At 59.8% G+C, this 25,850-nt stretch carries 25 protein-coding genes; 22 read left to right on the top strand and 3 right to left on the bottom strand.

The window, feature by feature from the left end:
- The first annotated feature begins 2 nt into the window (after positions 1–2).
- From D3878_RS09800 to D3878_RS09790, 3 genes are all read left to right on the top strand, one after another.
- A complete protein-coding gene (locus D3878_RS09800; protein WP_119785300.1) occupies positions 3–1,400 on the top strand; it encodes a DUF1329 domain-containing protein in 1,398 nt (465 codons plus the stop codon).
- A 102-nt stretch (positions 1,401–1,502) separates the two neighbouring features.
- Positions 1,503–2,603 carry a YCF48-related protein gene (locus D3878_RS09795; RefSeq protein WP_119785299.1) on the top strand — a complete coding sequence of 367 codons (1,101 nt, stop codon included), beginning with the start codon at positions 1,503–1,505 and terminating at the stop codon, positions 2,601–2,603.
- Positions 2,604–2,653: 50 nt separating this feature from the next.
- Positions 2,654–5,104, top strand: a complete 2,451-nt coding sequence (locus tag D3878_RS09790) for an efflux RND transporter permease subunit (RefSeq protein WP_119785298.1) — start codon at positions 2,654–2,656, stop codon at positions 5,102–5,104.
- 321 nt (positions 5,105–5,425) lie between these two features.
- On the opposite strand, the gene sodB is transcribed toward D3878_RS09790, so the two are convergent.
- Complete coding sequence (gene sodB / locus D3878_RS09785; RefSeq protein WP_119785297.1) at positions 5,426–6,004, bottom strand: superoxide dismutase [Fe]; 579 nt, start codon at positions 6,002–6,004, stop codon at positions 5,426–5,428.
- A 101-nt stretch (positions 6,005–6,105) separates the two neighbouring features.
- Entirely contained in the window at positions 6,106–7,470 is a 1,365-nt protein-coding gene (xseA, locus tag D3878_RS09780; protein WP_119785296.1) for an exodeoxyribonuclease VII large subunit, read from the bottom strand.
- 523 nt (positions 7,471–7,993) lie between these two features.
- On the opposite strand from xseA, the gene D3878_RS09775 reads away from it, so the two are divergent.
- The 9 genes from D3878_RS09775 to D3878_RS09735 all read left to right on the top strand — a co-directional run bounded on the left by D3878_RS09775 (position 7,994) and on the right by D3878_RS09735 (position 16,343).
- Positions 7,994–8,599, top strand: a complete 606-nt coding sequence (locus D3878_RS09775) for a MotA/TolQ/ExbB proton channel family protein (protein WP_119785295.1) — start codon at positions 7,994–7,996, stop codon at positions 8,597–8,599.
- A 21-nt stretch (positions 8,600–8,620) separates the two neighbouring features.
- Positions 8,621–9,052 carry an ExbD/TolR family protein gene (locus D3878_RS09770; protein WP_119785294.1) on the top strand — a complete coding sequence of 144 codons (432 nt, stop codon included), beginning with the start codon at positions 8,621–8,623 and terminating at the stop codon, positions 9,050–9,052.
- Between the two features lie 22 nt (positions 9,053–9,074).
- The gene (gene lpxK / locus D3878_RS09765; RefSeq protein WP_119785293.1) at positions 9,075–10,121 is read left to right on the top strand and encodes a tetraacyldisaccharide 4'-kinase; all 1,047 of its coding nucleotides are present in this window, start codon (positions 9,075–9,077) and stop codon (positions 10,119–10,121) included.
- The gene (locus D3878_RS09760; protein ID WP_119785292.1) at positions 10,102–10,296 is read left to right on the top strand and encodes a Trm112 family protein; all 195 of its coding nucleotides are present in this window, start codon (positions 10,102–10,104) and stop codon (positions 10,294–10,296) included. Before lpxK ends, D3878_RS09760 begins: the two co-directional genes overlap by 20 nt.
- A 28-nt stretch (positions 10,297–10,324) precedes the next feature.
- Complete coding sequence (gene kdsB / locus D3878_RS09755; protein WP_119785291.1) at positions 10,325–11,077, top strand: 3-deoxy-manno-octulosonate cytidylyltransferase; 753 nt, start codon at positions 10,325–10,327, stop codon at positions 11,075–11,077.
- A 165-nt stretch (positions 11,078–11,242) separates the two neighbouring features.
- Positions 11,243–11,899, top strand: coding sequence for an adenylate kinase (adk, locus tag D3878_RS09750; protein ID WP_119785290.1), 657 nt, complete (start codon positions 11,243–11,245; stop codon positions 11,897–11,899).
- 154 nt (positions 11,900–12,053) lie between these two features.
- Positions 12,054–14,111, top strand: a complete 2,058-nt coding sequence (locus D3878_RS09745; RefSeq protein ID WP_119785289.1) for a sodium-translocating pyrophosphatase — start codon at positions 12,054–12,056, stop codon at positions 14,109–14,111.
- Positions 14,112–14,248: 137 nt separating this feature from the next.
- Positions 14,249–15,007, top strand: a complete 759-nt coding sequence (locus D3878_RS09740) for an SDR family NAD(P)-dependent oxidoreductase (protein ID WP_119785288.1) — start codon at positions 14,249–14,251, stop codon at positions 15,005–15,007.
- A 94-nt stretch (positions 15,008–15,101) separates the two neighbouring features.
- Positions 15,102–16,343: a patatin-like phospholipase family protein gene (locus tag D3878_RS09735; RefSeq protein ID WP_420799511.1), complete on the top strand. Its 1,242-nt coding sequence runs from the start codon at positions 15,102–15,104 to the stop codon at positions 16,341–16,343.
- An 18-nt stretch (positions 16,344–16,361) separates the two neighbouring features.
- Here the strand turns inward: D3878_RS09735 and D3878_RS09730 are convergent, their stop codons facing one another.
- On the bottom strand, positions 16,362–16,724 hold the full coding sequence (locus tag D3878_RS09730; protein ID WP_119785287.1) for a hypothetical protein: 363 nt from the start codon (positions 16,722–16,724) through the stop codon (positions 16,362–16,364).
- Between the two features lie 252 nt (positions 16,725–16,976).
- On the opposite strand from D3878_RS09730, the gene D3878_RS09725 reads away from it, so the two are divergent.
- The 10 genes from D3878_RS09725 to D3878_RS09680 all read left to right on the top strand — a co-directional run bounded on the left by D3878_RS09725 (position 16,977) and on the right by D3878_RS09680 (position 25,840).
- Positions 16,977–17,345 (top strand): guanyl-specific ribonuclease, encoded by a 369-nt coding sequence (locus tag D3878_RS09725; protein WP_119785286.1) that lies wholly within the window; start codon positions 16,977–16,979, stop codon positions 17,343–17,345.
- Complete coding sequence (locus tag D3878_RS09720) at positions 17,302–17,763, top strand: barstar family protein (RefSeq protein ID WP_233556471.1); 462 nt, start codon at positions 17,302–17,304, stop codon at positions 17,761–17,763. The genes D3878_RS09725 and D3878_RS09720 overlap by 44 nt, the downstream gene beginning before the upstream one ends.
- Positions 17,764–17,820: 57 nt before the next feature.
- The gene (purN, locus tag D3878_RS09715) at positions 17,821–18,435 is read left to right on the top strand and encodes a phosphoribosylglycinamide formyltransferase (protein ID WP_119787805.1); all 615 of its coding nucleotides are present in this window, start codon (positions 17,821–17,823) and stop codon (positions 18,433–18,435) included.
- A gap of 47 nt (positions 18,436–18,482) precedes the next feature.
- Entirely contained in the window at positions 18,483–19,739 is a 1,257-nt protein-coding gene (locus D3878_RS09710; protein WP_119785284.1) for an RsmB/NOP family class I SAM-dependent RNA methyltransferase, read from the top strand.
- A gap of 4 nt (positions 19,740–19,743) precedes the next feature.
- On the top strand, positions 19,744–21,036 hold the full coding sequence (locus D3878_RS09705) for a mechanosensitive ion channel family protein (RefSeq protein ID WP_119785283.1): 1,293 nt from the start codon (positions 19,744–19,746) through the stop codon (positions 21,034–21,036).
- Positions 21,037–21,172: 136 nt separating this feature from the next.
- Positions 21,173–22,354: a DesA family fatty acid desaturase gene (locus D3878_RS09700; protein WP_233556470.1), complete on the top strand. Its 1,182-nt coding sequence runs from the start codon at positions 21,173–21,175 to the stop codon at positions 22,352–22,354.
- A gap of 150 nt (positions 22,355–22,504) precedes the next feature.
- A complete protein-coding gene (locus D3878_RS09695; RefSeq protein WP_119785281.1) occupies positions 22,505–23,224 on the top strand; it encodes a DUF6088 family protein in 720 nt (239 codons plus the stop codon).
- Complete coding sequence (locus D3878_RS09690) at positions 23,221–24,300, top strand: nucleotidyl transferase AbiEii/AbiGii toxin family protein (RefSeq protein WP_119785280.1); 1,080 nt, start codon at positions 23,221–23,223, stop codon at positions 24,298–24,300. The genes D3878_RS09695 and D3878_RS09690 overlap by 4 nt, the downstream gene beginning before the upstream one ends.
- A complete protein-coding gene (locus D3878_RS09685; protein WP_119785279.1) occupies positions 24,297–25,211 on the top strand; it encodes an AbiJ-NTD4 domain-containing protein in 915 nt (304 codons plus the stop codon). The genes D3878_RS09690 and D3878_RS09685 overlap by 4 nt, the downstream gene beginning before the upstream one ends.
- 44 nt (positions 25,212–25,255) lie before the next feature.
- Complete coding sequence (locus tag D3878_RS09680; protein ID WP_233556294.1) at positions 25,256–25,840, top strand: hypothetical protein; 585 nt, start codon at positions 25,256–25,258, stop codon at positions 25,838–25,840.
- Positions 25,841–25,850: the final 10 nt, after the last annotated feature.

Genomic DNA, 25,850 nt, shown 5'->3' with positions numbered 1-25,850 from the left:
CAATGAAAAAACTCAAATGCATCGGTGGAACTGCATTGGCCCTCGCGGCTTCCATCCTGTACGTTCCTGCGTCTTTCGCAGCGGTTTCCGCCGAAGAGGCGAAGCAATTGGGAACGACACTGACCCGTTTCGGCGCGGATGCCGGGAAAAATGCAGACGGATCAATTCCAGCCTATACCGGCGGCCTGAAAAAGAGCCATCCCGCCGGCGCCAACCAGTACGCCGACCCGTTTGCCAACGAAAAGCCGCTGTATGCCGTCACCGGCAAGAACATGGGCGAATATCAATCGCTGCTGGGTGAAGGGACGAAAGCGCTCTTGCAGCGATTCCCGACATATCGCCTGGATGTTTATCCGACTCATCGAACCATGGCCTATGCGGACTGGTTTGTCGACAATACAGTCAAGAACGCCACGACGGCGAAGCTTGGCGGCGAGGTTGAAGGGGATAAGGTGACTGGCGCCGCACCGGATGGTGAGCCCCATCAGGGTATTCCATTTCCGATTCCAAAATCGGGATATGAGGTGATGTGGAACGCCATGTTCCACTTCGCTCCGTCGATTTCCATGTTGAGCAATTCATCGTGGCTGGTCGATACGAGTGGATCCAAGATTCCATTGCCTAACTTTTTTGCGGCCTATATGCATCCATGGTCCGAGCAGACTGGCAAGTTGAGAAAAGACGCGTACAACGCCGTATTCGGATTCTGGACCACGCTGACCTCGCCGCCGACACAGGCCGGGACTGTATTCCTGAATTACTACCAGCCCGATGCCGCTGCGCCGACGCCAATCTGGATCTATACGCCAGGCCAACGCCGGGTACGGAAGGCGCCTGAGTTCGCTTATGACATTCCGATGTCTGCTTATGCAGGGGTGCTGTTCTGGGATGAGCCATGGGGCTTCGTCGGCCGCATGGACAGGTTCAACATGAAGCTGGTCGGAAAGAAGGAAATGATCGTTCCCTATAACGTATTCGGGGTGACCAATCAAATGACTTCCGACGAAGTGCTCGGCAAGCAGCATGTCAATCCAGAGGCTGTGCGCTGGGAGAAGCGTCGCGTCTGGGTGGTGGAGGCGACCAGGAAGGAAGGCGCGCGTCACGCCTACAGCAAGCGGGTGTTCTATGTAGAAGAGGATTGCTGGTGTTTTGTCGGCACGGAATCGTACGACAATGCCGGAAAACTCTGGCGCGTCGCCAATCTGTACCAATGGCCGGCCTACGATGTGGGCGGCGTCAACAGTAATACCTTTGATTTTATTGATCTGCAAAAAGGGAACTACCTGGTGATCAATACCGGTGTCAAGGACAAGGATAACTATGTCCGTAACCACAAGAACGCGGATGGACTCACCATCCACTTCAATCCTCAGGCAGTCGCTGCCGGTAGCGTTCGCTGACGGTTGAACCACAGCAGGCGCGAATCTGGCGCCTGCTGTGGTTCTTGACCAAAGACGGTATTGGCCGTTTTCCTGAGTTCTTATTCGAATAGAGAATTTGAGATGAATTTCATTTGTCGCAGTGCAGTCGTTTGTTCGCAACGACTGAGGATGATCGGCTTGTTATTTTTGGCTATGTTCTGCGGCTTGCTCCCCTGCGCTGTGCAGGCGGCCATTCAGGATCCTCTGGATTTCCCGTCGATCCCCGTGGGCGGCCTGAGCGCGCGTCCGATGCAGGCAGTCGGTACTGCCGGGGAAAGGCTGGTTGCCGTCGGTGCCAGAGGGGTCATTGCCATCTCGGATGATCGCGGAAAAACATGGTCCCAAAGTGCGTCCCCGGTACAAAGCGACCTGGTAGCTGTACATTTTCCAACCGCGAAAATGGGCTGGGCGGTCGGGCATGATGGCGTGGTGTTACATAGTCAAGACGGCGGCAAGACATGGCAAAAGCAGCTTGATGGCCGCCTCGCAAAAAATTTATTCGTACAGTATTACAAAGCTGGAGCGGAATCGGGAAACGCTGCCTACAAGGCGGCCCTCGGCGCAATCGAACGCAATTACAAGACTGGTCCGACCTTGCCGTTGCTGGATGTGTGGTTCGATGATGAGCGAAACGGATTTGCCGTAGGCGCTTTCGGGCTGATTATTGCGACGACCGATGGCGGTCGTACCTGGATCCCCTGGCTGGATCGCATCGACAATACGGAAATGCTCCATCTCAATGCCATTCGTGGCGGCGACGGCGGTATTTATATTGCCGCAGAGCGTGGGGCGGTATTTCGGCTGGATCGCGCAAACGGCCGCTTTGGCGCCATTGCCACCGGTTACACAGGCAGTTTTTTCGGGCTGGCTGTCTCTCAAAACGTGCTGCTTGCCTATGGCCTCAAGGGTGCAGTGTACCGCAGCGCTGATCATGGACGAACCTGGGATGTGGTGAATGTTCCGTCACAGACGACGATCAGCGGTGGCACTGTCTTGAAAACCACGGGGGCATTCGCCCTGGTGAATGTCGCAGGAGAAATGCTCATGGGCGATGCGACAGGACTTCGGTTCTCCGCCAGGCAGGGTAAAAAGGGGTGGCGTTATACGGGAATTGCCCAGATCCCTGGCGAGCAGTTGTTGCTGACGGCGCTCGAAGGAATCCAGGTCGCGCCCCTGAAGTGACACTGATGCCGGTGCAGGAACTTACGTGAATTTACTTGGAGTATAAACAAATGGCGCTCACAACCAGTCACAGCGATGCAATGCCGATCATGGCCAGCGTCGGGGACTTCGACAAACGATCAGGTAATTTGATCGAACGGCTTGTTTTCAATAACCGCGTGTTGCTGGTAGTAGTCTGCTTCATCGTGACGGTAATGCTTGGATTGTTCGCGACGCGATTGCAAGTCAGTGCCAGTTTCGAAGACATGATGCCGCAGTCGCAAGAGTTCGTCCGAAACTACAAAGCACATGCGGCCTCCCTTGGCGGGCTCGGGAATTCGGTGCGCATCGTGGTCACGAACACATCAGGCGATATTTATGACCCAAAATACCTGGAGACGTTAAAGCAAATCAACGACAAGGTATTCTTGTTGCAAGGCGTTGATCGCTCCTTCATGAAGTCGCTCTGGATGCCCGTGGTGAGATGGACGGAAATCGTTGCGGAGGGATATCAGGGTGGTCCGGTGATGCCGGATGGATTCACCGGCTCGCCTGAGAATGTGCAGCAACTTCGTAACAATGTGGTGCGCTCGGGTATTGTGGGATCGCTGGTGAGCACCGACCACCATTCCAGCATGCTGTTTGTGCCACTGATCGAAAAGGATCCGGTTACGGGAAAGGCAATTGACTACAAGGCGTTTCGCGACCAGCTTGAAGCGCTGCGGAGTTTCGAAAAAGATGGCGTGGAAATCCATGTCATCGGTTTTGCAAAGCTTGTCGGCGACCTGATTCATGGCTTGAGCGAGGTTTTGACCTATTTTCTGTACGCCGCCGTCATCGCTGTACTGATCATTCTTGCTTACACGCGCTGCTGGCGCAGCACGCTGTTAGTCACCGGCTGCTCGCTGGTTGCCGTGGTGTGGCAAATGGGATTAATGCAGATATTCGGATTTTCGCTGGATCCATATTCCATCCTGGTGCCCTTCCTGATTTTCGCTATCGGTGTATCTCATGGCGCACAGAAGATGAACGGCATCATGCAGGATATCGGTCGCGGAACGCACAAATACGTGGCGGCGCGTTATACCTTCCGTCGTCTCTTTCTTGCGGGGTTGACGGCGCTGCTAGCCGATGCGGTCGGCTTTGCCGTGCTGGCCTTGATTGATATTCCAGTTATTCGCGGCCTGGCTTTCGCCGCAAGCGTTGGCGTGGCAGTGCTGATTTTTACAAACCTGATCCTGATTCCGGTGGCGCTGTCCTTTACCGGGGTGAGCAAGGGGGGCGCAGAATACAGCATACGCAGTTTGCAGGGAGTCCATCCCGTCGTAAACTGGCTGAGCCGGTTTTGCGAAAAACGCCGCGCGCTTGGTGTCATTTCAGTCACGCTGCTATTGGCAGTGGCCGGCGTGCTGGTCAGTCTGCAACTCAAGATTGGCGATCTTGATCCGGGCGCCCCGGAATTGCGGCCGGACTCGGTTTATAACCAGGACAATGCATATATTACGAAACATTACCTGCTATCCAGCGATCAGTTTGCGGTAATTGTGTCGACTCCGCCGAATGGGCTGGTCACCTACGAAGCGATGCTGGAAATGGATCGCCTCGAGCAAATACTACGGGATCTGCCCGGCGTACAGACAACGGCGTCTGTCGCCAGCCTTGCCCGTCGTTATACTTCGGCTGGTTTTGAGGGATCCCCGAAATGGGAAACCATCAATCGTGATCCGTTCGTGGTGCAGGACGCGATGAGCATCGTGAATAATTCCAGCCCGGAATTGTTCAATGACAGTCGCTCGGTCGCCCCGATCATTGTTTACTTGACGGATCACAAGGCAACCACGCTGACACGTGTGGTGAAGGCGGTCGAAGACTTTGCAAGCAAGCACAACACGGCAGAGCGCAAGTTTCTTCTGGCCGCGGGCAATTCGGGCATCGAGGCGGCGACGAATATCGCCGTGGAGCGGGCAAATCGCACCATGCTTCTTTACGTCTATGCAGCCGTTGTCCTGTTATGCTTCATTACATTCCGTAGCTGGCGCGCAGTCGTGGTCGCGGTGGTGCCCCTGGTTGTCACCACCATCCTATGCGAAGCACTGATGGTGATGCTCGGAATCGGCATCAAGGTTGCGACCTTGCCGGTTACCGCGCTGGGGGTAGGCATCGGCGTTGACTATTCGCTCTATCTCTTGACCACGCATCTGGTGTTTCAACGTCAGGGCAGTTCAGTGCGCGACGCCTATATCAGTGCATTGACATCCACCGGAAAGGTCGTGGCGCTGATCGGCGTGACGCTTTCCGCAGCTGTCATCACGTGGGCAGGGTCGCCGATCAAATTCCAGGCTGATATGGGGATTCTGCTGGCCTTCATGTTTTTATTGAACATGGTCGGTGCGCTCATTCTGGTTCCGAGTCTCGCAGCGTTTCTTCTGCCATCCAAAGCTGTATTGGAAACGGCGAAGAAAGGTGTGCGGCCGGAAGATGCGGTTACCCGTAATTTGCCGGACATGCGCCATCGTGCATGAGTTGATTGGATATCAGCGCATTGACTGAATTTCGAAAAGGACAATGAGAGGATTGCCAGCAGCTTTGTCCGTCTGGCAACGTCCCATTCAGCTACTTCGCGGCATAATTTGCGCAACAGGTGTTTTGGATTTTGTCGGCATGCCTCCCCAGGCCAAGGGCGAGCATCCCAAATAAAACGCCCAGTGCATGTAGATGATGCACTGGGCGTTCATCGGAATGTCAAAAATTGTTCCGACCTATATTGCGTGTCCACTTAAAAAAATTCCGAACTTTTTGCTTGTGCCCGGAATTTTGTCATGGAGCAACACTTATCCTGCAGATTACGCGAAATTCTTCGCAGCAAAATCCCAGTTCACCAGGCTCCAGAACGACTCGATGTATTTCGGCCGGGCGTTGCGGTAATCGATGTAGTAGGCGTGTTCCCAGACGTCGCAGGTCAGCAGCGCCTTGTCGGCGGTGGTCAGCGGGGTGGCGGCGTTGGAGGTGTTGACGATGTCAACCGAGCCGTCAGCCTTTTTCACCAGCCAGGTCCAGCCGGAACCGAAGTTGCCGATGCCGGATTTGGTGAACTCTTCCTTGAACTTGTCGAACGAGCCCCACTTGGCGTTGATGGCATCCGCCAGGGCGCCGGTCGGTGCGCCGCCGCCGTTGGGGGTCAGGCCGTTCCAGTAAAAAGTGTGGTTCCACACCTGGGCCGAATTGTTGAACACGCCGCCGGAAGACTTCTTGATGATGTCTTCCAGGCTGGCGTTTTCGAATTCGGTGCCCTTGATCAGGTTGTTCAGGTTGGTGACGTAAGCCTGATGGTGCTTACCGTAATGATATTCCAGGGTTTCCTTGGAAATGTGCGGTTGCAGGGCGTCCATTGCATAAGGCAGGGCGGGCAGAGTATGTTCCATGGGCTTATCCTTTCTTCGTTTGCTAGAGATGGTTTTTTAGAAAGCCGTTCATTGTATGCTGGATGCGGCAGGATTGCAGCGGATGGCGCCGCCACATTGAGCTACTCCACCAGGCCCGGCTGCACCGAGGCGACGCCGACCTCCACCACGCCTTGCGCCAGGCGCAGCGTGATGTTTTCGCGCGGATGCACTTGCGTCGGCGCACGCACGATATTGCCGCGCGCATCGGTCACCATGGCATAGCCGCGTTCCAGGGTGCGTTGCGGATTGAGCAATTCCAGCTGTCCAGCCAGGGCCGCCAGCGCCAGTCGCCGCTGCGCCTGCAGGTTGGCCATGCTGCTGTCGATGCGCCGCGCAGACTCCAGCAGCTGGCGACGCCGGGCAGCGGTTTGCGGCAACCTTGCCGACAGGCGGATGCTGGCCTGGGTCAGGCCATGACGCGCCCGCGTCAGCGGCGCCCGGGTGGCATGCGCCAGGCGCGTCTGCCATCCCTGCAATTTCAGGCGTTCGTGGCGGATCAGTGCCGCCGGACTGGTCAGCCGGCGCGACAGCCAGTCGACACTCTGGCTCGTGTCCGCCAGTCGCCGCCGCAAGGCGCGCGTGAGGTCATCGGCGTTGGCTTCCAGCGTTGCAAGCCAGTCGCTACGCGGCGTCGCCGCCAGTTCGGCGGCGGCGGTCGGGGTTGGCGCACGCAGGTCCGCGGCGAAATCAGCCAGGGTGAAATCAGTTTCGTGGCCGACACCGGAAATCACCGGCATGGCGCAGGCAACAATGGCGCGCGCCACACCTTCATCGTTGAACGACCACAAATCCTCGATGCTGCCGCCGCCGCGACAGACCAGCAGCACATCGCACTCGGCGCGCGCGGAAGCGCTCCGGATCGCCTCGGCGATTTTTGCCGCAGCGCCGTCGCCCTGCACCGGCGCCGGGTAAATGACTACCCGCACATGCGGGGCGCGCCGCTGCAAGGCGGTCAGCACATCGCGCAAGGCCGCCGCCTGCAGGCTGGTGACGATGCCGACGCTGCGGGCAAAGGCGGGCAGGGGACGCTTGCGTGCCGGGTCGAACAAGCCTTCGCGCGTCAATTTTTCCTTCAACTGCAAGAAGGCTTCATACAGATTGCCCAGCCCGGCGCGCCGCACGGCTTCGACGTTCAGCTGGTAATCGCCGCGCGGCGCGTACAACGTGACGAGTGCACGCACCTCGATGCGGTCGCCTTCCTTCGGGATGAAGCCGGCATACTGGGCGCGGCCGCGAAACATCACGGCGCGCACCTGGGCGCCTTCATCCTTCAGGGTGAAATACCAGTGGCCGGAGGCAGCGCGGGTGAAGTTGGAAATTTCTCCCGATACCCATAACAGGGGGAAATTCCTCTCCAGCATGCGCGCGACATTCTGGTTCAGGGCGGAAACGCTCAAGACCTGCTGGCTGACATCATTGCCAGCAGGAAAATTATCGGAAGTCATATATTTTTGAATCGCAGAATCTGTCCACAGTGCTATGAATTTGCCATTCTTTTCTCATAGGACATAATGTTGCTATTGGTTAATTTCAAGCGTTTGATTTTAAAGAAGAATTTTATTTTTGTAAGCTTAGAGGAAACAGGAAAGTTTTCTTAAATCAAGTACTTTGCCTTCATGCCAGAAAATACCCACAAACTTATCCACAGCACCGCCGTAATGTTATACGCCGCTCAATTCGTCATGGGCATGGTTTTTTATTGCCTGTCCTTGTCTGCAAGCGCAGTGGGCTGACTGCAAGGCTGGCCGCCAGGTACATCAGCGACACAGCGTGTAATTGGTGTGGGAAGTCAGTCTTATGGCCTTTGCACGGATCCGTGCAATCCATTTTTAAAGCGCCATCGATTCTATACGTTTATCGGGCCAGCAATGCAATGATGCTTGCTCCCAATGGCTCAACACGATACATTCTGCATCTTGCGCGGCATGCCGCGCTCCCCCCTGACTGCATCGTATTGAGGAGTAGCTTTTGTTCGCCATTATCCAAGCGGCCGGCTGGCCGATCTGGTTCCTGCTGGTCGCCTCCGTTATCGCCCTGACCCTGATCATCGAACGCATACTGTACCTGCGCCGTCGCCGCATCCTGCCGCCCACCCTGCTGCAGGAAGTGATACGTGTCTATCACAACGGCAAGGTCAATGCCGAGGTCGTCAGCAAGCTGGAACAGAATTCACCCTTGGGCCGCGTACTGGCTGCCGGCCTGCGCAACGTCGATGCGCCGCGCGACGTCATGAAGGAATCGATCGAGGAAGCAGGGCGCGGCACCGCGCACGAACTGGAGCGCTTCCTGACCACCCTGGGCACGATCGCCAGCCTGGCGCCGCTGATGGGCCTGTTCGGCACCATCGTCGGCATGATCGAAATTTTCGGTGCGCAGAATAACACCGGCACCAATCCGGCCGAGCTGGCCCACGGCATCTCGGTGGCCCTGTACAACACCGGCTTCGGCCTGGCGATCGCCATGCCGGCGCTGATTTTCTACCGCCATTTCCGCGCCCTGGTCGACAGCTTCATCGTCGACATGGAACAGCAGGCGGTGAAATTCGTCGATATCGTGCATAACGCACGCAAGTAAAAGGACGTCACCAGCATGGCTATGGACTTTCGCAAGGGGCGCATGCGCGAAGACCCGGAAATCAACCTGATTCCGTTCATCGACGTGTTGCTGGTGATCCTGATCTTCCTGATGGTCACCACCACTTACAGCAAATTCACCGAGCTGCAGATCACCCTGCCGACGGCGGACGCGGAAAAATCGCTGCAGCGGCCGTTGGAGATCAATGTCGGCGTCGATGCGCAAAACCGCTATGCCATCAACAATGCCCGGGTGGCATACCACGATCCCGCCACGCTCGCCGAGGAGCTGAAAAAAGCCGCCGGTGAAGGCGGCAACCGCGAAGACCCGGTGATCATCATCAACGCCGATGCCACCGCCGCCCACCAGACCGTGATCAACGTGCTGGAAGCCGCGCGGCTGGCCGGTTTCGCCAAGGTGACCTTCGCCGCCCAGACCGGCGGCAAGAAGTGAGCGCTGCCGGCCATTGCCATTGATGCGCCCGAACCTCGAATCGGCACTCACGCGCGCCTGGCTGCGGCGCGGCCCGCTGGCACTGGCCTTGCTGCCCCTGGCCTGGCTGTTCGGCCTGCTCGGCGCGCTGCGCCGCAGGCTGTATGCGGCCGGCTGGCTGGCCTCGACGCGCCTGCCGGTGCCGGTGGTCGTGGTCGGCAACATCTTCGTTGGCGGCACTGGCAAGACCCCCCTGACCATCTGGCTGGTGCAAGCCTTGCGCGATGCCGGTTATGCGCCGGGCGTGATTTCGCGCGGCTATGGCGCCAGCCAGGCAGTGCCGCGCCTGCTTACGCCCGACTCCCTGCCGCAGGACGTCGGCGATGAGCCGCTGCTGATTGCCGCGCGCGCTGGCTGCCCGGTAATGGTCGGGCGCGACCGCGTGGCCGCCGGCCGCGCCTTGCTGGCGGCGCGACCCGAAGTCGATCTCATCCTGGCCGATGATGGCCTGCAGCACTATGCCTTGCGGCGCGATATCGAAATCGTCCTGTCCGACAGCCGCGGCAATGGCAATGGCTGGCTGTTGCCGGCCGGCCCCTTGCGCGAGCCGGCCGGCCGCCGCCGCGATTTCACCGTCGTCAATGCCAGCCAGGCGGTGCCGGGCATGCCGGCATCGGCCATCCGCATGCGGCTCGAAGGCGCGCTCGCCGAACGCCTCGCCGACCGCACCCAGACCCGGCCGCTGGCGGCGTTCGCCCAGGCGGAAGGCGCCGGCAGCGCAAGCACGCCGCCGCGCCTGCTCGCTGCTGCCGGCATTGGCAATCCGTCACGCTTTTTCGCTACGCTGCGCGGCGCCGGCCTGCGCTTTGCTGAAATGCCATTGCCCGACCATTACGACTTCGCCGACAACCCCTTTGCCGATGTGGCCGCCGATATCATCCTGATCACGGAGAAGGATGCAGTAAAATGTCGGCAACTGAATGCGCTGAAAAACGATCCCCGCCTGTGGGTGGTGCCGGTGACGGCACGGATCGAGGGCGCATTGCTCGACCAACTACTGGAGAAACTTCGTGGACGCTCGCCTGCTTGATATCCTGGTTTGCCCCTTGTGCAAGGGACCGCTGGTATACGACAAGAAAGCCCAGGAATTGATTTGCAATCCTGACAAACTGGCTTATCCGATTCGTGACGGCATCCCCATCATGTGGGCCGATGAGGCCCGCGACCTCAACGCCAAACCCGAAGCCGCGCCGCTGGCCGATTGAACGCCGCCTGACCGGCGCAACAACAACGATGTCCTTTACCGTCATTATTCCCGCCCGGCTGGCCTCGACCCGCCTGCCCAACAAGCCGCTGGCCGACCTTGGCGGCAAGCCCATGGTGGTGCGCGTGGCCGAGCGCGCCGCCCGATCGGGCGCCGCGCAAGTGGTCGTCGCCACAGATCATGCCGACATCGTCGCCGCCTGCCGCCAGCATGGCATTGCCGTGCAAATGACCCGCGCCGACCATCCCTCGGGCACCGACCGCATCGCCGAAGTCGCCGCCGCGCTCGGCCTGGCGCCGGACGCCGTGGTGGTCAATGTGCAGGGCGACGAGCCGCTGATCGACCCCGACCTGATCGCGGCCACCGCCGCGTGCATCGCGCCGGCCGTGCCGATGGCCACCGCCGCCCATCCGATTACCGAGGTCGCCGAAGTATTCAACCCGAACGTGGTCAAGGTGGTGCTGGACCAGGTCGGGCGCGCCCTGTATTTCTCGCGCGCGGCGATCCCCTGGCACCGCGACGGCTTCGCCCGGACCATCGAGACTTTGCCCGCCGGCTATGCGCCGCTGCGCCACATCGGCCTGTATGCCTACCGCAATGCCTTCCTGCAGGCTTACCCGCAACTGGCGGTGTCGCCGCTGGAGCAGATTGAGGCACTGGAACAATTGCGCGTGTTATGGCACGGTTATCCGATCGCCGTGCATGTCACCGGCAGTGCGCCGGCCGCAGGCGTCGACACACCCGAAGACCTGGCGCGGGTCAGGCGTTTTTTTGACGGCTGAATGACAGAAAACGGACCGAACTCCCAGTTTGGTCAATTTCTGTGGTAAGTTTCGTACAAAGTTAGTGTGGTATAAAAGCATTTATATAATAAATAATCACCCTGCGTCCTGGCTGCCACTGCGCCGGATGCGCAACCGATTTCAAAACTTGTTTTAGGAAATGCAATGCGTCTCATCCTTTTGGGAGCGCCTGGTGCCGGCAAGGGTACACAGGCCACTTTTATCAAAGAAAAATTCAATATTCCGCAGATTTCGACCGGTGACATGTTGCGCGCCGCCGTCAAGGCCGGCACCGAACTGGGCCTGGCCGCGAAAAAGGTGATGGATGCCGGCGGCCTGGTGTCCGACGACATCATCATCGGCCTGGTCAAGGACCGCCTGAAGGAGCCGGATTGCGCCAATGGCTACCTGTTCGACGGTTTTCCGCGCACGATTCCCCAGGCTGACGCCATGAAGGAAGCTGGCGTGGCAATCGACTATGTGCTGGAAATCGACGTACCCGACGAGGCCATCGTCGAGCGCATGAGCGGGCGTCGCGTGCATCCGGCTTCCGGCCGCACCTACCATGTCAAGTTCAACCCGCCCAAGGTCGCCGGCAAGGATGACCTGACCGGCGAAGAGCTGATCCAGCGCGACGACGACCAGGAAGCCACCGTCCTGAAACGCCTGCAGGTCTACCACGAGCAGACCGAGGTGCTGGTGGGCTATTACAACCAGTGGGCCGAATCCGGCCAGCCGGGCGCGCCGAAATACCGCAAGATCGCCGGGGTCGGACCGGTCGAGAGCATCCGCGACGCAGCATTCGCGGCGCTCGAAAACTGAAACGGAAGCGGACCTTGAGTCCGCTTTTTTGCATCTCCAGGGTTTTTGTCAGGCACTGACGGAACCGGCCCCCTAGAATAAAAAACAAAAGGGCCGCGAAAAGTTTTGCAGTTGTAGCAACTGAACTTTGTCGTCATAACAAGGAGGAGACAATATGGCAGATGCAGCTCTATGGTTCGCCGTCGCCTGCGGCTTGATCGCCGTCATCTACGGCATGATTTCACGCAGCTGGATCCTCAAGCAGGATCCCGGCAATGCGCGCATGCAGGAAATCGCCGCCGCCGTGCAGCAGGGCGCGGCCGCCTACCTGGCGCGGCAGTACAAGACCATCGCCATCGTCGGCGTCGTGCTGGCGATTTTGATCGGCGTGTTCCTCGGCTTGACCACGGCGGCCGGCTTCGTGCTCGGCGCCATCCTGTCGGGCGCCTGCGGCTTCATCGGCATGAATGTTTCGGTGCGCGCCAACGTGCGTACCGCCCAGGCCGCCACGCGCGGCATCGGGCCGGCGCTGGACGTGGCCTTCCGCGGCGGGGCGATTACCGGCATGCTGGTGGTCGGCCTCGGCCTGCTCGGCGTTTCCCTGTTTTTCTGGTACCTCACCGGTGGCGTCAATGTCGACGCGGCCGCGTTGAAGCCGCTGCTGGGCCTGGCCTTCGGCGCCTCGCTGATCTCGATTTTTGCGCGCCTGGGCGGCGGCATCTTCACCAAGGGCGCCGATGTCGGCGCCGACCTGGTCGGCAAGGTCGAAGCAGGCATCCCCGAGGACGACCCGCGCAACCCGGCGGTGATCGCCGATAACGTCGGCGACAATGTCGGCGATTGCGCCGGCATGGCGGCCGACCTGTTCGAGACCTATGCCGTGACCCTGATCGCCACCATGACCCTGGGCGCGCTGATGGTCACCGGCGCGCCGCTCAACGCCGTGCTGTACCCGCTGCTGCTGGGCGCCGTGTCGATCATCGCATCGATTATCGGCTGCAATTTCGTCAAGGCTTCGCCCGGCATGAAAAACGTCATGCCGGCGCTGTACCGCGGCCTGATTGTCGCCGGCGTGATTTCGCTGGTGGCGTTCTACTTCGTTACCGACTGGCTGTTCCCGCAGCCGGTGCAGGTGGCGAGCGGCCAGAGCATCGGCGCCTTTGCCCTGTTCGGTTCCTGCGTGGTTGGGCTGGCGCTGACCGCCATGATGGTGTGGATCACCGAGTTCTATACCGGCACCAATTTCTCGCCGGTCCAGCATATCGCCCAGGCCTCGACCACCGGCCACGGCACCAACATCATCGCCGGCCTTGGCGTGTCGATGAAATCCACCGCGTGGCCGGTGCTGTTCGTGTGCACTGCCATCTGGGTGTCTTACGGCCTGGCGGGCCTGTACGGCATTGCAGTGGCCGCCACCGCCATGCTCAGCATGGCCGGCATCGTGGTGGCGCTGGACGCCTACGGGCCGATTACCGACAATGCCGGCGGCATCGCCGAAATGGCCGATCTGCCGGCCAGCGTGCGCGCCATCACCGATCCGCTCGACGCCGTCGGCAACACCACCAAGGCCGTCACCAAGGGCTACGCCATCGGCTCGGCCGGGCTGGCGGCGCTGGTGCTGTTTGCCGACTATACCCATGCGCTGGAAGCGCGCAGCATCAGCCTGCGCTTCGACCTGTCCGACCACATGGTGATCATCGGCCTGTTCCTCGGCGGCCTGATTCCTTACCTGTTCGGCGCCATGGCGATGGAAGCGGTCGGCCGCGCCGCCGGCGCCGTGGTCGAGGAAGTGCGGCGCCAGTTCCGCGACATCCCCGGCATCATGGAAGGCACCGGCAAGCCGGAATATGGCAAAGCGGTGGACATGCTGACGACCGCGGCGATCAAGGAAATGGTGGTGCCGTCGCTGTTGCCGGTGGTGGTGCCGATCGTGGTCGGCCTGGTGCTCGGACCGGTGGCGCTCGGCGGCCTGCTGATGGGCACCATCGTCACCGGCCTGTTCGTGGCGATTTCGATGTGCACCGGCGGCGGCGCCTGGGACAATGCCAAGAAATACATCGAGGACGGCCACCACGGCGGTAAGGGCTCCGACGCCCACAAGGCGGCGGTGACCGGCGACACCGTCGGCGACCCCTACAAGGATACCGCCGGCCCGGCGATCAACCCCTTAATCAAGATCATCAATATCGTTGCGTTGCTGATCGTGCCGCTGTTGCCGGCGGCCGGCCTCTAGGTCGTCGCGCCGCATCCCCATTTCGAAAGGCAGCTGCGGCTGCCTTTTTTGTTGTCGCTTTCGCTCGAATCCTGGGGCGTGATGCGCTATAGTGCGTGTTCGATTGAAATTTTCATTTTGCCAAGGCAGGGGACAACATGCAGATCCAGAATAACGTATTCATCATCACCGGCGCCGCTTCGGGACTGGGCGCGGCCAGCGCGCGCATGATCGCCGCCAATGGCGGCAAGGTGGTGCTGGCCGACGTCCAGGTCGAAGCCGGCGAAAAGCTGGCAGCTGAACTGCAGGGCAAGTTCCTCAAGTGCGACGTCACCTCCGAAAGCGATGCCGCAGCGGTCGTGGCCGCGGCCCAGTCGCTCGGCACCCTGCGCGGCCTGATCAATTGCGCCGGCATCGCGCCGGCGGCGAAAACCGTCGGCAAGGAAGGCCCGCACCCGCTCGACCTGTTCCAGCGCGTCATCAGCATCAACCTGATCGGCACCTTCAACATGTCGCGCCTGGCAGCCGACGCCATGTCGAAGACGGCAGCCGGCGAGCAGGGCGAGCGCGGCGTGATCATCAACACGGCCTCGGTAGCCGCCTTCGACGGCCAGATCGGCCAGGCCGCTTACGCCGCATCCAAGGCGGCGGTGGCCGGCCTGACCCTGCCGATGGCGCGCGACTTGTCGCGCAACGGCATCCGCGTCATGACCATTGCCCCCGGCATTTTCGAAACGCCGATGTTGCTGGGCATGCCGGCGGAAGTGCAGGATGCGCTGGGCAAGATGGTGCCGTTCCCGCCGCGCCTGGGCAAGCCGGCCGAGTACGCGCACCTGGCCAGGACCATCATCGAAAACGTCATGCTCAACGGCGAGACGATTCGTCTGGACGGCGCCATCCGCATGCAGCCGAAGTAAGGCTGGCGGCCGCGCGAGCTTGGGCGTATGTTTTGCGCATCATGCGGCGCTCGGAAATCCCCACAAGGCACGGCGGCTTTGCTAATCTTGCAGCATGGTGGGAGATCAAAATAAAATCGGCCTGTTATTGACTGGCGGCGGCGCGCGCGCCGCCTACCAGGTGGGCGTACTGCAGGCCGTGCAGGAAATCCTGCACGACGCCGGCTGGGCTTCGCAAAGTTCGCCGTTCGACATCATCTGCGGCACCTCCGCCGGCGCCATCAATGCCACCGCGCTGGCCTGCCGCGCCGACAACTTCGCCGAAGGCGTCGGAAAATTGCTGGCGGTCTGGGATAATTTCGCGGCCGAGCAAGTCTATCGCGCCGATTCGCTTGGGGTGCTGCGCTCCGGCGCCCGCTGGCTGTCGCTCATGTCTTTCGGCTGGCTCTTGCGCGCCTGGCACGCCAACCCGCCCAATTCGCTGCTCAACAATACGCCGCTGGTCAGCCTGCTGCATCGCATGCTGGACCTGCCGCGCCTGGATGCCGCGCTGGCCAGCGGCGACCTGCACGCGCTGGCAGTGACGGCTTCATCCTATACCGCCGGGCATCACATTACCTTTTACCAGAGCGCGGCCGAGATCGCGCCCTGGAAGCGCAGCCAGCGCATCGCCCAGCAGACCCAGATCGGCGTCGAACACCTGCTGGCATCGTCGGCCATCCCGCTGATTTTTCCCGCTACACCGATCTATTGCAATGGCCATCGCGAATATTTCGGCGATGGCTCGATGCGCCAGCTGGCGCCGATTTCGCCGGCGATCCATCTGGGGGCCGACAAGGTGCTGGTGATCGGCGCCGGGCGCCTGGTCGAGCCGGCCCCGGAGGCCCGCGCGGCGGCGACCTATCCGAGCCTGGCGCAAATCGCCGGCCACGCGCTCTCCAGCATTTTCCTAGATAGCCTGGCGGTGGATATCGAACGCCTGAACCGCATCAACAATACCTTGTCTTACCTGCCGGAAGAGCATCGCGGGAAAACCTCGCTGCGGCCGATCGACATGCTGATCATCGCCCCATCGGAACGGCTCGACGACATCGCCAGCCGTCATGTCGGCAGCCTGCCGTTACCGATCAGGACGCTGTTGCGCGGCATCGGCGCCACTGAAGTGCGCGGCGCAGCGTTGGCGTCCTATCTGCTGTTCGAGGCGAGTTATACGAGTGAGCTGATCCGGCTCGGTGTGAAGGATACGCAGGCGCGGCGTGATGACGTGCTGGCTTTCTTTGGCGCCGACCGTCGCGTCAGCCGGCGCGGGCCGGTGGCGCCATCGGTCGTCGAGCAAATGTCGGCTGGGGCAGAGTAGGAGGATGAAGCAGGGGGATCAATCCCGGTCGCGGTAGCCCCAGGCGCCTTGGCGGGCATTGCCGTCATTGTGGCCGCGGTCGTGATGGTGATGACGGTGGCGCGGGCGCTCGACATAATACGGTTGGCTATAGGTGACATAGCCGGGCGCGCCATACACGATCACCGGCGGCTGCTCGACATACACCGGTTGCGGCTGCACATACACCGGCTGGGGATAGGAATAGACGACCGGCGGCGGTGCGTAGACCACTGCTGGCCCCGCCCCAACGCTGATCGACCAGTTGACGCCCGATCGGTCGCCTGCCTGGGCTGCGGGTGCGCTGGCGAGCAAGGCAAAGGCAATTGCCAACAGGGTGCTGGGGAAGAGGGCGGATTTCATGATGGATTCCTTGGTTATTCATTGCTATTAAACGCCAATTTGTCGTCGAATGCCAAAATCCTTGCGTCAAACACCGGTAAATTTTGAAACAATTTGTTTCCGCTGCCTTTGTTCGTAGGCGGATCCGGCTTGTCGCGCGTTGTTGTTTAAATGGAAATTAGTTGATTCATTGTCTGCAACAAGTTACGCTACGGTATCTAAACCGAACATTTGTCTCAGAAACATAGTATTGCTATTATGAAATATTCTGCCATGAACATCGCGAAAAGCATTGTTTTTGCTTTCATCGCCTTGTTTCTTTCCTTAAGTGTCTGGGCCAGGGGGCCGGCGCCGCTCGATGGGATCGCGGTGCGCGAGTTGCCGGTCGAGGCACGGCAAACCTTATCCCTGATCAAGCAAGGCGGACCCTTCCCGTACGCCCGGGATGGCGTGGTGTTTCGGAATTATGAGGGGATTTTGCCAAGGGAGCAGCGCGGGTATTATCGTGAATATACGGTGAAAACGCCTGGCGTGCGCCACCGTGGCGCACGCCGCATCATTGCCGGTGGTGCGCCACCACAGGGACAGGAATACTTTTATACCGATGACCACTATGTCAGTTTCAAGCGTATCAGAGAGTAAAGGCACCGGCGAGGAAAGTGTGAATTTGCTGGTGACCGTTTCGCCCAATGTAGTGCAGTCGATCCGCGCCTTTCGGGTGACCGATTTGCAGCAGGAAGCCGCGCGCCTGGGCCAGCATTTTCTATATGCCTATTGTGCAGATGCAACTACCAAGCAGCAAGTCCTGGGGATCATCGCCAGTGCGTTTCATTTTCCCAAGCATTTCGGCAAGAATTTCGATGCCCTCGAAGATTGCCTGACCGATTTGACACATAAATCGGGTCAGCAACCGGGCTTTTTGATTGTATTGGAGCAACTTCCGAACACGCCAAAATTCGACAAGGAAGCCCGCGAAACCCTGCTGGACGTGTTCCGCGATGCCGCCGATTTCTGGGCCGACAAGAAAGTCCCCTTCAGGGTGTTTTATTCCTTTCAATAGGCAGCGCTAGCGCGGCATCCTGCCGGGCAAGGGCGGCGGTACGGTACAATGCCGGCCATGAAAAACATTGTGATCCTGATTTCCGGACGCGGCAGCAACATGCAAGCCATCGTCGAGGCGGCACGCGCGGAAAAATGGCCGGCGCGTATCGCCGCCATCATCAGCAATCGCGCCGACGCGAGCGGTCTGGAATACGCGGCAGCTGCCGGTATCCCGACTGCTGTGGTGGTCAGCAAGGACTACCCGGAGCGGTCCGACTTCGATGCTGCCCTGCGCGCGAAAATCGACAGCTACACCCCCGATCTGGTGGTGCTGGCCGGTTTCATGCGCATTCTGACTGCGCCCTTCGTCGAGCATTATGACGGGCGCCTGCTGAATATCCACCCATCGCTGCTGCCGAGTTTTCCCGGTTTGGCCACGCACCAGCAAGCCTTGAGCTTCGGCGTCAAGGTGCATGGGGCGAGCGTGCATTTCGTCACTGCCGACCTCGACCACGGACCCATCGTTGCGCAGGCAGCCGTGCCGGTGCTGCAGGACGATACCGAGCATGTGCTGGCCGAGCGGGTGCTGGCGCAGGAACACATCATCTATCCGCGCGCGGTGCGCTGGTTTGTCGAAGGGCGTCTGTCGATTGAGAACGGCCGCGTCCATCTCGCCGACCAGGCGCAATAACAGCAAGAGCGCCTGCGCCAACCTGTAATATTACTGAAGGATTCCCCATGAGATTGCCTCCCGCAATCATCGGTCATACCGACGAAGTCTTGCGCGAAGTCTTGCGCCTTACCGGCCCGGCCGACGTTACCCTGTCGCGCTATTTTCGCGAGCATCCCAAGCTGGGGTCGCGCGAGCGCGGCGTGATCGCCGAAGCCGTGTACGCCATCCTGCGCAACCGGCTGGTCTATACCAATTTCGCCGAGTCTGGTATCGGTGCGGCCATGCGCCGCATCAGCCTGCTGGGCCTGGCCGATACGGTCGGCATCGATTCCCTGGGCGGGCTGCTGCCGGAAGAGGTCGACTGGCTCACGCGGGTGCTGCAGATCGACCGCGCTACCCTGCCGCTGGCATTGCGCAGCAATCTGCCGTCCTGGTTGTTCGACAAGCTGCTGGCGCGCGAAGGCGAAGCCGGGCTGGTGGAACTGACCGAAGCGATGAACCGGCCGGCGCCGCTGGACTTGCGCGTGAATGCCCTGAAAGCCGCGCGCGAGGATGTGGTGCGCGAACTGGCTGCAGCCCCCATCATTGCCGAACCGACGCCATACTCGCCGCTGGGCATCCGCATCCACAAGAAACCGGCGCTGCAGAACTTGCCGTTGTTCCAGAGCGGCGCCATCGAAGTGCAGGACGAAGGCAGCCAGTTGCTGGCGCAGATCGTCGGCGCCAAGCGTGGCGAAATGGTGGTCGATTTCTGCGCTGGCGCCGGCGGCAAGACCCTGGCGCTGGGCGCGAACATGCGCAACACCGGCCGCCTGTACGCCTTCGACGTCTCCGATAAGCGCCTGGCCAAGCTCAAGCCGCGTCTGGCGCGCAGCGGTTTGTCGAACGTGCACCCGGTCCTGATCGCGCATGAAAACGATACCAAGGTCAAGCGCCTGGCCGGCAAGGTCGACCGCGTGCTGGTCGATGCGCCCTGCAGCGGCCTGGGCACCCTGCGCCGTAATCCGGACATGAAATGGCGCCAGACGCCGGCGTCGGTTGCCGAGCTCAACGTCAAGCAGGCGGCGATCCTGGCCGGCGCGGCGCGCCTGGTGAAGGCGGGCGGGCGCCTGGTGTATGCCACCTGCAGCCTGCTGGATGAGGAAAACCAGGCGATCGTCGAACAATTCCTGGCGAGCCACGAAGACTTCAGCCTGGTGCCGATGCACGAAGTGCTGGCCGAGCAAAAGATCGCCCTGGAGATGCAGGACTACCTGCAACTGACGCCGCAACGACACCAGACCGACGGTTTCTTTGCCGCGGTCCTGCAACGCCGGAAGTAATCTCATGAAGTCGACGCTGTTGTCACCGCTGTGGCAGGACGTCTGGAACGACCTGCAGCATCCGGATGTATTTTGGCAAATCGTCACGATCGGCCTGTGCATTGCCGTCTCCTGGGGCCTGGCGCGCCTGTTGCGGCCGCGCCTGTCGGCACAGGACCGCGAGCAGCGCCTGCGGCGTCTGGGCGTGGAAGGCATCGGCCCGGCGCTGTGGCCCTTGCTGGCACTGCTGCTGATCTGGCTGGCGCGCTGGCTGCTCGGCCAGTGGCAGCCAGTCAATCTGCTGCGTCTTGCGACTGCACTGATCGGCTCTTTTGCCCTGATCCGCCTGGCTTTCTATATCCTGCGCCGCGCATTTGTGCGTGGCGGCCGGATCAGCGCGACCCAGCTGTTGTTCGAACGTGGCTTCTCCACCCTGGTATGGGCTGGCGTGGCCTTGCACATCACCGGCCTGCTGCCGGAGTTGATCGGGTTTCTGGGGCAAACATCGCTGCCCATTGGCAAAAGCCAGGTATCCCTGTTGGCGATCCTGCAGGCAGCGGTCTTCGTCGTCATTACCCTGGTCGTGGCGCTGTGGATTGGCGCGACGCTGGAAGCGCGCCTGCTGCATATCGAAGGCATGCATCCCTCGCTGCGGGTGGTAATGGTCCGCCTTGGCAAATCTGTGCTGATCGTGGTGGCGGTGTTGTTCAGCCTGTCGCTGGTCGGCATCGACCTGACGGTATTGTCGGTGTTCGGCGGCGCCCTCGGCGTCGGCCTTGGCCTGGGCTTGCAAAAAATCGTCAGCAATTACGTCTCGGGCTTCATCATCCTGCTCGAGCGCAGCCTGGCTATTGGCGATGTGGTGACGGTCGATAAATATACCGGGGCAATCCGTGAGATCAATACCCGTTACACCACCCTGCGCGGTGGCGACGGCGTTGAAGCCATCATCCCCAATGAAATGCTGCTTTCCAATGCAGTACAAAACCAGTATCTGAGCGATCGCTCGATTCGCCAGGCTACCAAGGTGACGGTGGGGTATGAATCGGATATCGACCATGTACTGAAATTGTTGCTGGATACTACTGCCGGCGTGCCAAGGGTGAGCCAGGATCCGGCGCCGACCGTTTTTCTCCTGAATCTCGGGGCTGATGGCCTGGACCTGGAAATTGGTTTCTGGATCGCCGATCCCGAGAATGGCAAGGCGAATGTGTTGTCTGATGTAAATGTCGCTATCTTGCGTGCCTTGAGCGCGAACAACATAAACATTCCTTACCCGCAACGTGAAGTGAGATTAATTAACAAAATTGAAACTTGAACTCTTTGGGGGTTTCCCCTGAAAAACGAGTACAATCCTGAAAAGACCAATAAAAACAGCAAGATAAGCGTGGCCGTGCGGGGGACTGCAGGGCCAAAGAGATGAATTTTTCTGGAGCAGTCATACTTTGGACACAATATTGAATTTTCTGGCGAATGGTCTGACCGGCGCCAGTGGTTGGGACGTGCTGATTTACACCCTGGTGGTGACGCATCTCACTATCCTGGGCGTGACGATTTACCTGCACCGCTGCCAGGCCCATCGCGGCCTGGAGTTGCATGCCATTCCCAGCCATTTCTTCCGTTTCTGGCTGTGGATGACCACCGGCATGCAGACCAAGGAGTGGGCTGCGGTGCACCGCAAGCATCACGCCAAGTGCGAAACCGAGGAAGATCCGCATAGCCCGGTTACCCGCGGCATCAAGAAGGTTTTCTTTGAAGGCGCGGAACTCTATCGCATCGAAGCCAAGAATGCCGAAACCACGGAAAAGTATGGTCATGGCACGCCGGATGATTGGCTCGAGCGCAATCTGTACACCAAGTACAGCACCCTGGGCATTGCGATGATGTTGATCATCAACGTATCGCTGTTCGGCATCATCGGCCTTTCCGTCTGGGCTGTGCAAATGATGTGGATCCCGATCAACGCCGCCGGCATCATCAATGGCATTGGCCACTACTGGGGTTACCGCAACTACGATTGCACCGATGCTTCGACCAATGTGTTCCCATGGGGCATCATCATCGGTGGCGAAGAACTGCACAACAACCATCACACCTTTGGTACTTCGGCGAAATTTTCGTCGAAATGGTACGAGTTCGATATCGGCTGGATGTATATCTGCATCCTGAAAAGCGTCGGCCTGGCCAAGGTCAAGAAAATCGCGCCGGCGCCCAAGTTCGACCGCAAAAAGCTCGTGGCCGATTTCGATACCCTGCAATCGGTGATCGCCAATCGCTACGACGTCATGGGGAAATACGCAAAATCGCTGAAACAGACCTGGCATGATGAGCTGGAACACCTGAAAGCCAAGTCGCAGATCGAATCCCGTGTGCTGAAATCGTCGCGCAAGCTGCTGCAAAGCGAACCTGCCAAGCTGGCCGAGCCGCAGCAGCAGCAATTGTCCGCCGTGCTGGCGCACAGCAAGCCGCTGCAGACCATGCATGACATGCGCGTGGAACTGGCCGCCATCTGGGACCGCTCCCACGCCAGCCGCGAGCAATTGCTGCACCAGTTGCAGGACTGGTGTGTCCGTGCCGAAGCTTCCGGCATCAAGGCTTTGCAAGAGTTTTCACTGCGCTTGCGCAGCTATGCCTGATCCGGCATCTGCCTTATGAACAACGGCCCGCATTGCGGGCCGTTGTTATTTGCGGTGCATACATATGTCGTCCGAAATAAAACTACATTTTTCGGACAAGCTCTTGCTCAATGTCCGAAAAAGATATATAAATATCGGACAGGAGAGATAATGTCCGAACTCAAATCCCACATCTTTGCCCTGATCGAAGCGGCTGAACCTGGACAAGTTTGGGTGCCAACCGACTTTGCACAGTTGGGCAGTCGTGATGCCATCGACAAGACCCTGCAGCGCATGGTGCGGGCGGGAGAGTTGCGTCGCATCGACAGGGGCCTATATGACAGGCCCAAGTTCAACAGCCTGACCAAGCGCCCCACAACCCCGGACTACCGCGCTGTGGCGGAAGCCATTGCCCGCCGTGATCAACTGCGCCTACTGGTAGACGGCATGACCGCCGCCAATGACCTCGGCCTGACCGATGCGGTGCCGGCTCGCGTCACCATCCATACCGACACCCGCCGTCGCGCGGTTCAGCTAGACAAGCTCACCATCGAGTTCAAGCAGACGGCGCCTAGCCGTCTTTACTGGGCGGGGCGTCCGGCCATGCGCATCGTGCAGGCGCTGCACTGGTTGAAAGACACATTGACTTCGGAGCGTTATCCTATCCTGAGCAAACTGACCAAGGTGCTGGCCGACCCTGTACACGGCGCCGCGATCCGCCAGGATCTGCTCGATGGCTTCAACGTATTGCCGGCGTGGATGCAAAGCTTGGTCCGTGAACTCCCCGGATGTGACCCGCAGGCTGCATCAACAGCGACACGTCAATCTCCCGGTGTTGAAAAGCCACCGTCTGTGCGCCGCCGCTCGGCCAAACACGTGGAGGCCAGTTGAATCCCGCATTCCATACCGTCATCACCGCCAGCGATGTCGAGCGGCGAGACTTATTTCTCGGCGCTGCGGCTCGCCTCGGTACAGGGGTTCAGAACGTCGAAAAGGATTTCTGGGTCTGCTGGACACTGGATGCCTTGTTCAACGGTCTGGCGGTCGGTGGACCCCGCCTGCTGTTCAAGGGCGGCACCTCGCTCGCCAAGGCCTTCGGCCTCATCTCCCGCTTTTCCGAAGACATTGACATCACGGTGTTCCGTGATGATTTGGGACAGGGTGCCGAGGTTGCCGACCTGGATGCGCTGAGCGGGAAGAAGCGCCGTGCACGCCTTGAAGCCATCCGCGATGCATGTCAAGCCTATGTCGCAGGACCGTTGACAGCGCAGTTCACTCACCTTGCGGCATCCGTCATTCCCGAGGACCGTTTTCGACTGGAGCCCGACCCCGACGACAAGGATGGTCAGAGCCTCCTGTTCTGGTATCCGGCGGTCACTGCTACCACCGACGACTACATCCGCTCAGCCGTCAAGATTGAGGCCGGTGCCAAATCGGCACTCGATCCGCATGTCGCTGCCTCCATCACGCCGTATGTCACACAGGATCTGCCCGACCTGGACTTGACCGTGACGAACGTGATCACTGTGAAGCCCGAACGCACCTTCTGGGACAAGGTCATGATCTTGCACGGCCTACGCCAGTGGCACGATCGTCGCAGCGAGCTAAGGCACGGAGGGCAACGCGTCTCGCGCCACTACTATGACGTGCATCAACTGATGCAGGCTCCGTTGGCGGCCGTATGGCAGAGTGATCACGCGCTGGCGATCGACTGCGCTCGCCATGCGAGGTTGTTCTTTGGCAGCGCAGATTTGGGGCTCGATATTGCAGTACCCGGAACGTTCAAGCTGACACCGAGCCCAGCGATGAGAGATGCGCTCGAAAGAGACTATGAAGCGATGGCCGGCATGGTCTTCGGCGACGTCCCTCCACTCGATGCAGTACTGGACAGTACGAAACGATTCGAGCAGATCGTCAATGGCGCTGGAATGGCAGCGCTTACCACGAAAGAGACGCAACACCCATGAGCGACTACTTCAGTGATAGAGAGAATGGCGCTCGCGCCCGTACCGATCAGGTGATCTCACCCGTCGTGTGGGCGGGACTGGTGGGGACGGTGCAAGCGCTGGTCAACAGCGGGGCTTTTGGCCAGCGGTTTCCCGAGCGATGCCCGGACGGACAAGCGGTCTGTGGCAGCGACACGGGTGCGCTTGCCGCGTCCGTGGTTGCGGAGATGCCTGGCTTGTCTTGGCCGTTGGAAACGACTCGTGTGGAAGAGGAAGGATTTTTCTCGCAGCGTCAGCCGTTTGCGCCTGACACCATGCTGGTGCTGGATTTCGTGGAGTTCGTGTATGCCGCCGTGGCGCAACCGATCCCGGGCAAGCATCACGACTATTTCAACCATCATCATTTGATGTTCGACCAGGCGGCTGGGCAGGAAGAATTCCGCAAGACCGTCAACCGCATTTTTGCGCGCAATGGCGTGGCGTTCGAGATGCTGTCGACCGGCCGCATCGTGCGTGTTCTACCTCCCGTGCTTGGCGACGATCTCAGGCGAACAGCGTTTTGTAGCGGTGATCGCACGCTGGACAACATGCTGGAGGAATGTCGGACCAAGTTTTCCGATCGCAATCCGCTTGTGCGCCGCGAAGCGCTGGAACGCTTGTGGGACGCATGGGAACGGCTCAAGTCACTGGCGGACCCTGGCGATAAGAAGCGGTCGATCAAGATCATCCTTGATGCCGTGGCTGCAGAACCGTCTTTGCGATCACGACTGGAGGCGGAAGCGATGGAACTGACGACGATTGGCAATAGCCATCTCATACGGCACTCGGAAATCAACCAAGTCGCCGTCATTGATGTGGATCACGTCGATTATCTGTTCCATCGCCTGTTCGCGATGATTCAACTGATGCTCAGAAAAAAGGGGAACGTGTGAATGCTCGAACGCCGCACCGGGACGCAATCCGGATACTTTTCATTTTGAACGCCGGCAGCATGCCATGGGCAGATCCGAACGACCCGACGGTCGCCAAGATTTTCAAAGGCGAGGCGCGATTGCATGCCTTCGACTTCTGGATGCGCAACCCGGATTATCTGGCTAGCGAATTGTTGGACGGCTACGAAGCGACAGGCAATGCCACCCACCGTCAAGCTGCGGAAGCGATCTTCGAAAGCGATGAGCCTGACTTGCGGCGCATTCCGATGATCCGCTATCTGTTTGGTGCCTATGAGCGCCTCGACGATGCGCTTTCCTTGCTTCGATCACGCGACCTAGTCCGCATCACTGGTATCAAAGGGAAGGTGAAGGTCCACGAAACCAATTTCATCCTGACGGTTCGCGGGGTAGATGTTTGTTCGAATGCTGTCGTACAGGAACCAATTCTTAAATGGTATGCACAACGGGCAGCCTTGGTCGCGGACATTGCCGGCACACGTGGTGGTGGTGCTCTGAAGGATAAGCAGTACGAGCAGGCAACGTATGCTCAAACCCAGCTCGGCGGGATCATTCCTCCTATCGGCACGGACGTGCAACGAAGACTGAATCAACTCAAACAAACCGCCTGAAGGAGGAGAC

Source organism: Noviherbaspirillum sedimenti, assembly GCF_003590835.1.
Taxonomy (GTDB): domain Bacteria; phylum Pseudomonadota; class Gammaproteobacteria; order Burkholderiales; family Burkholderiaceae_D; genus Paucimonas; species Paucimonas sedimenti.
This window is presented reverse-complemented; position numbering and strand designations above follow the sequence as displayed.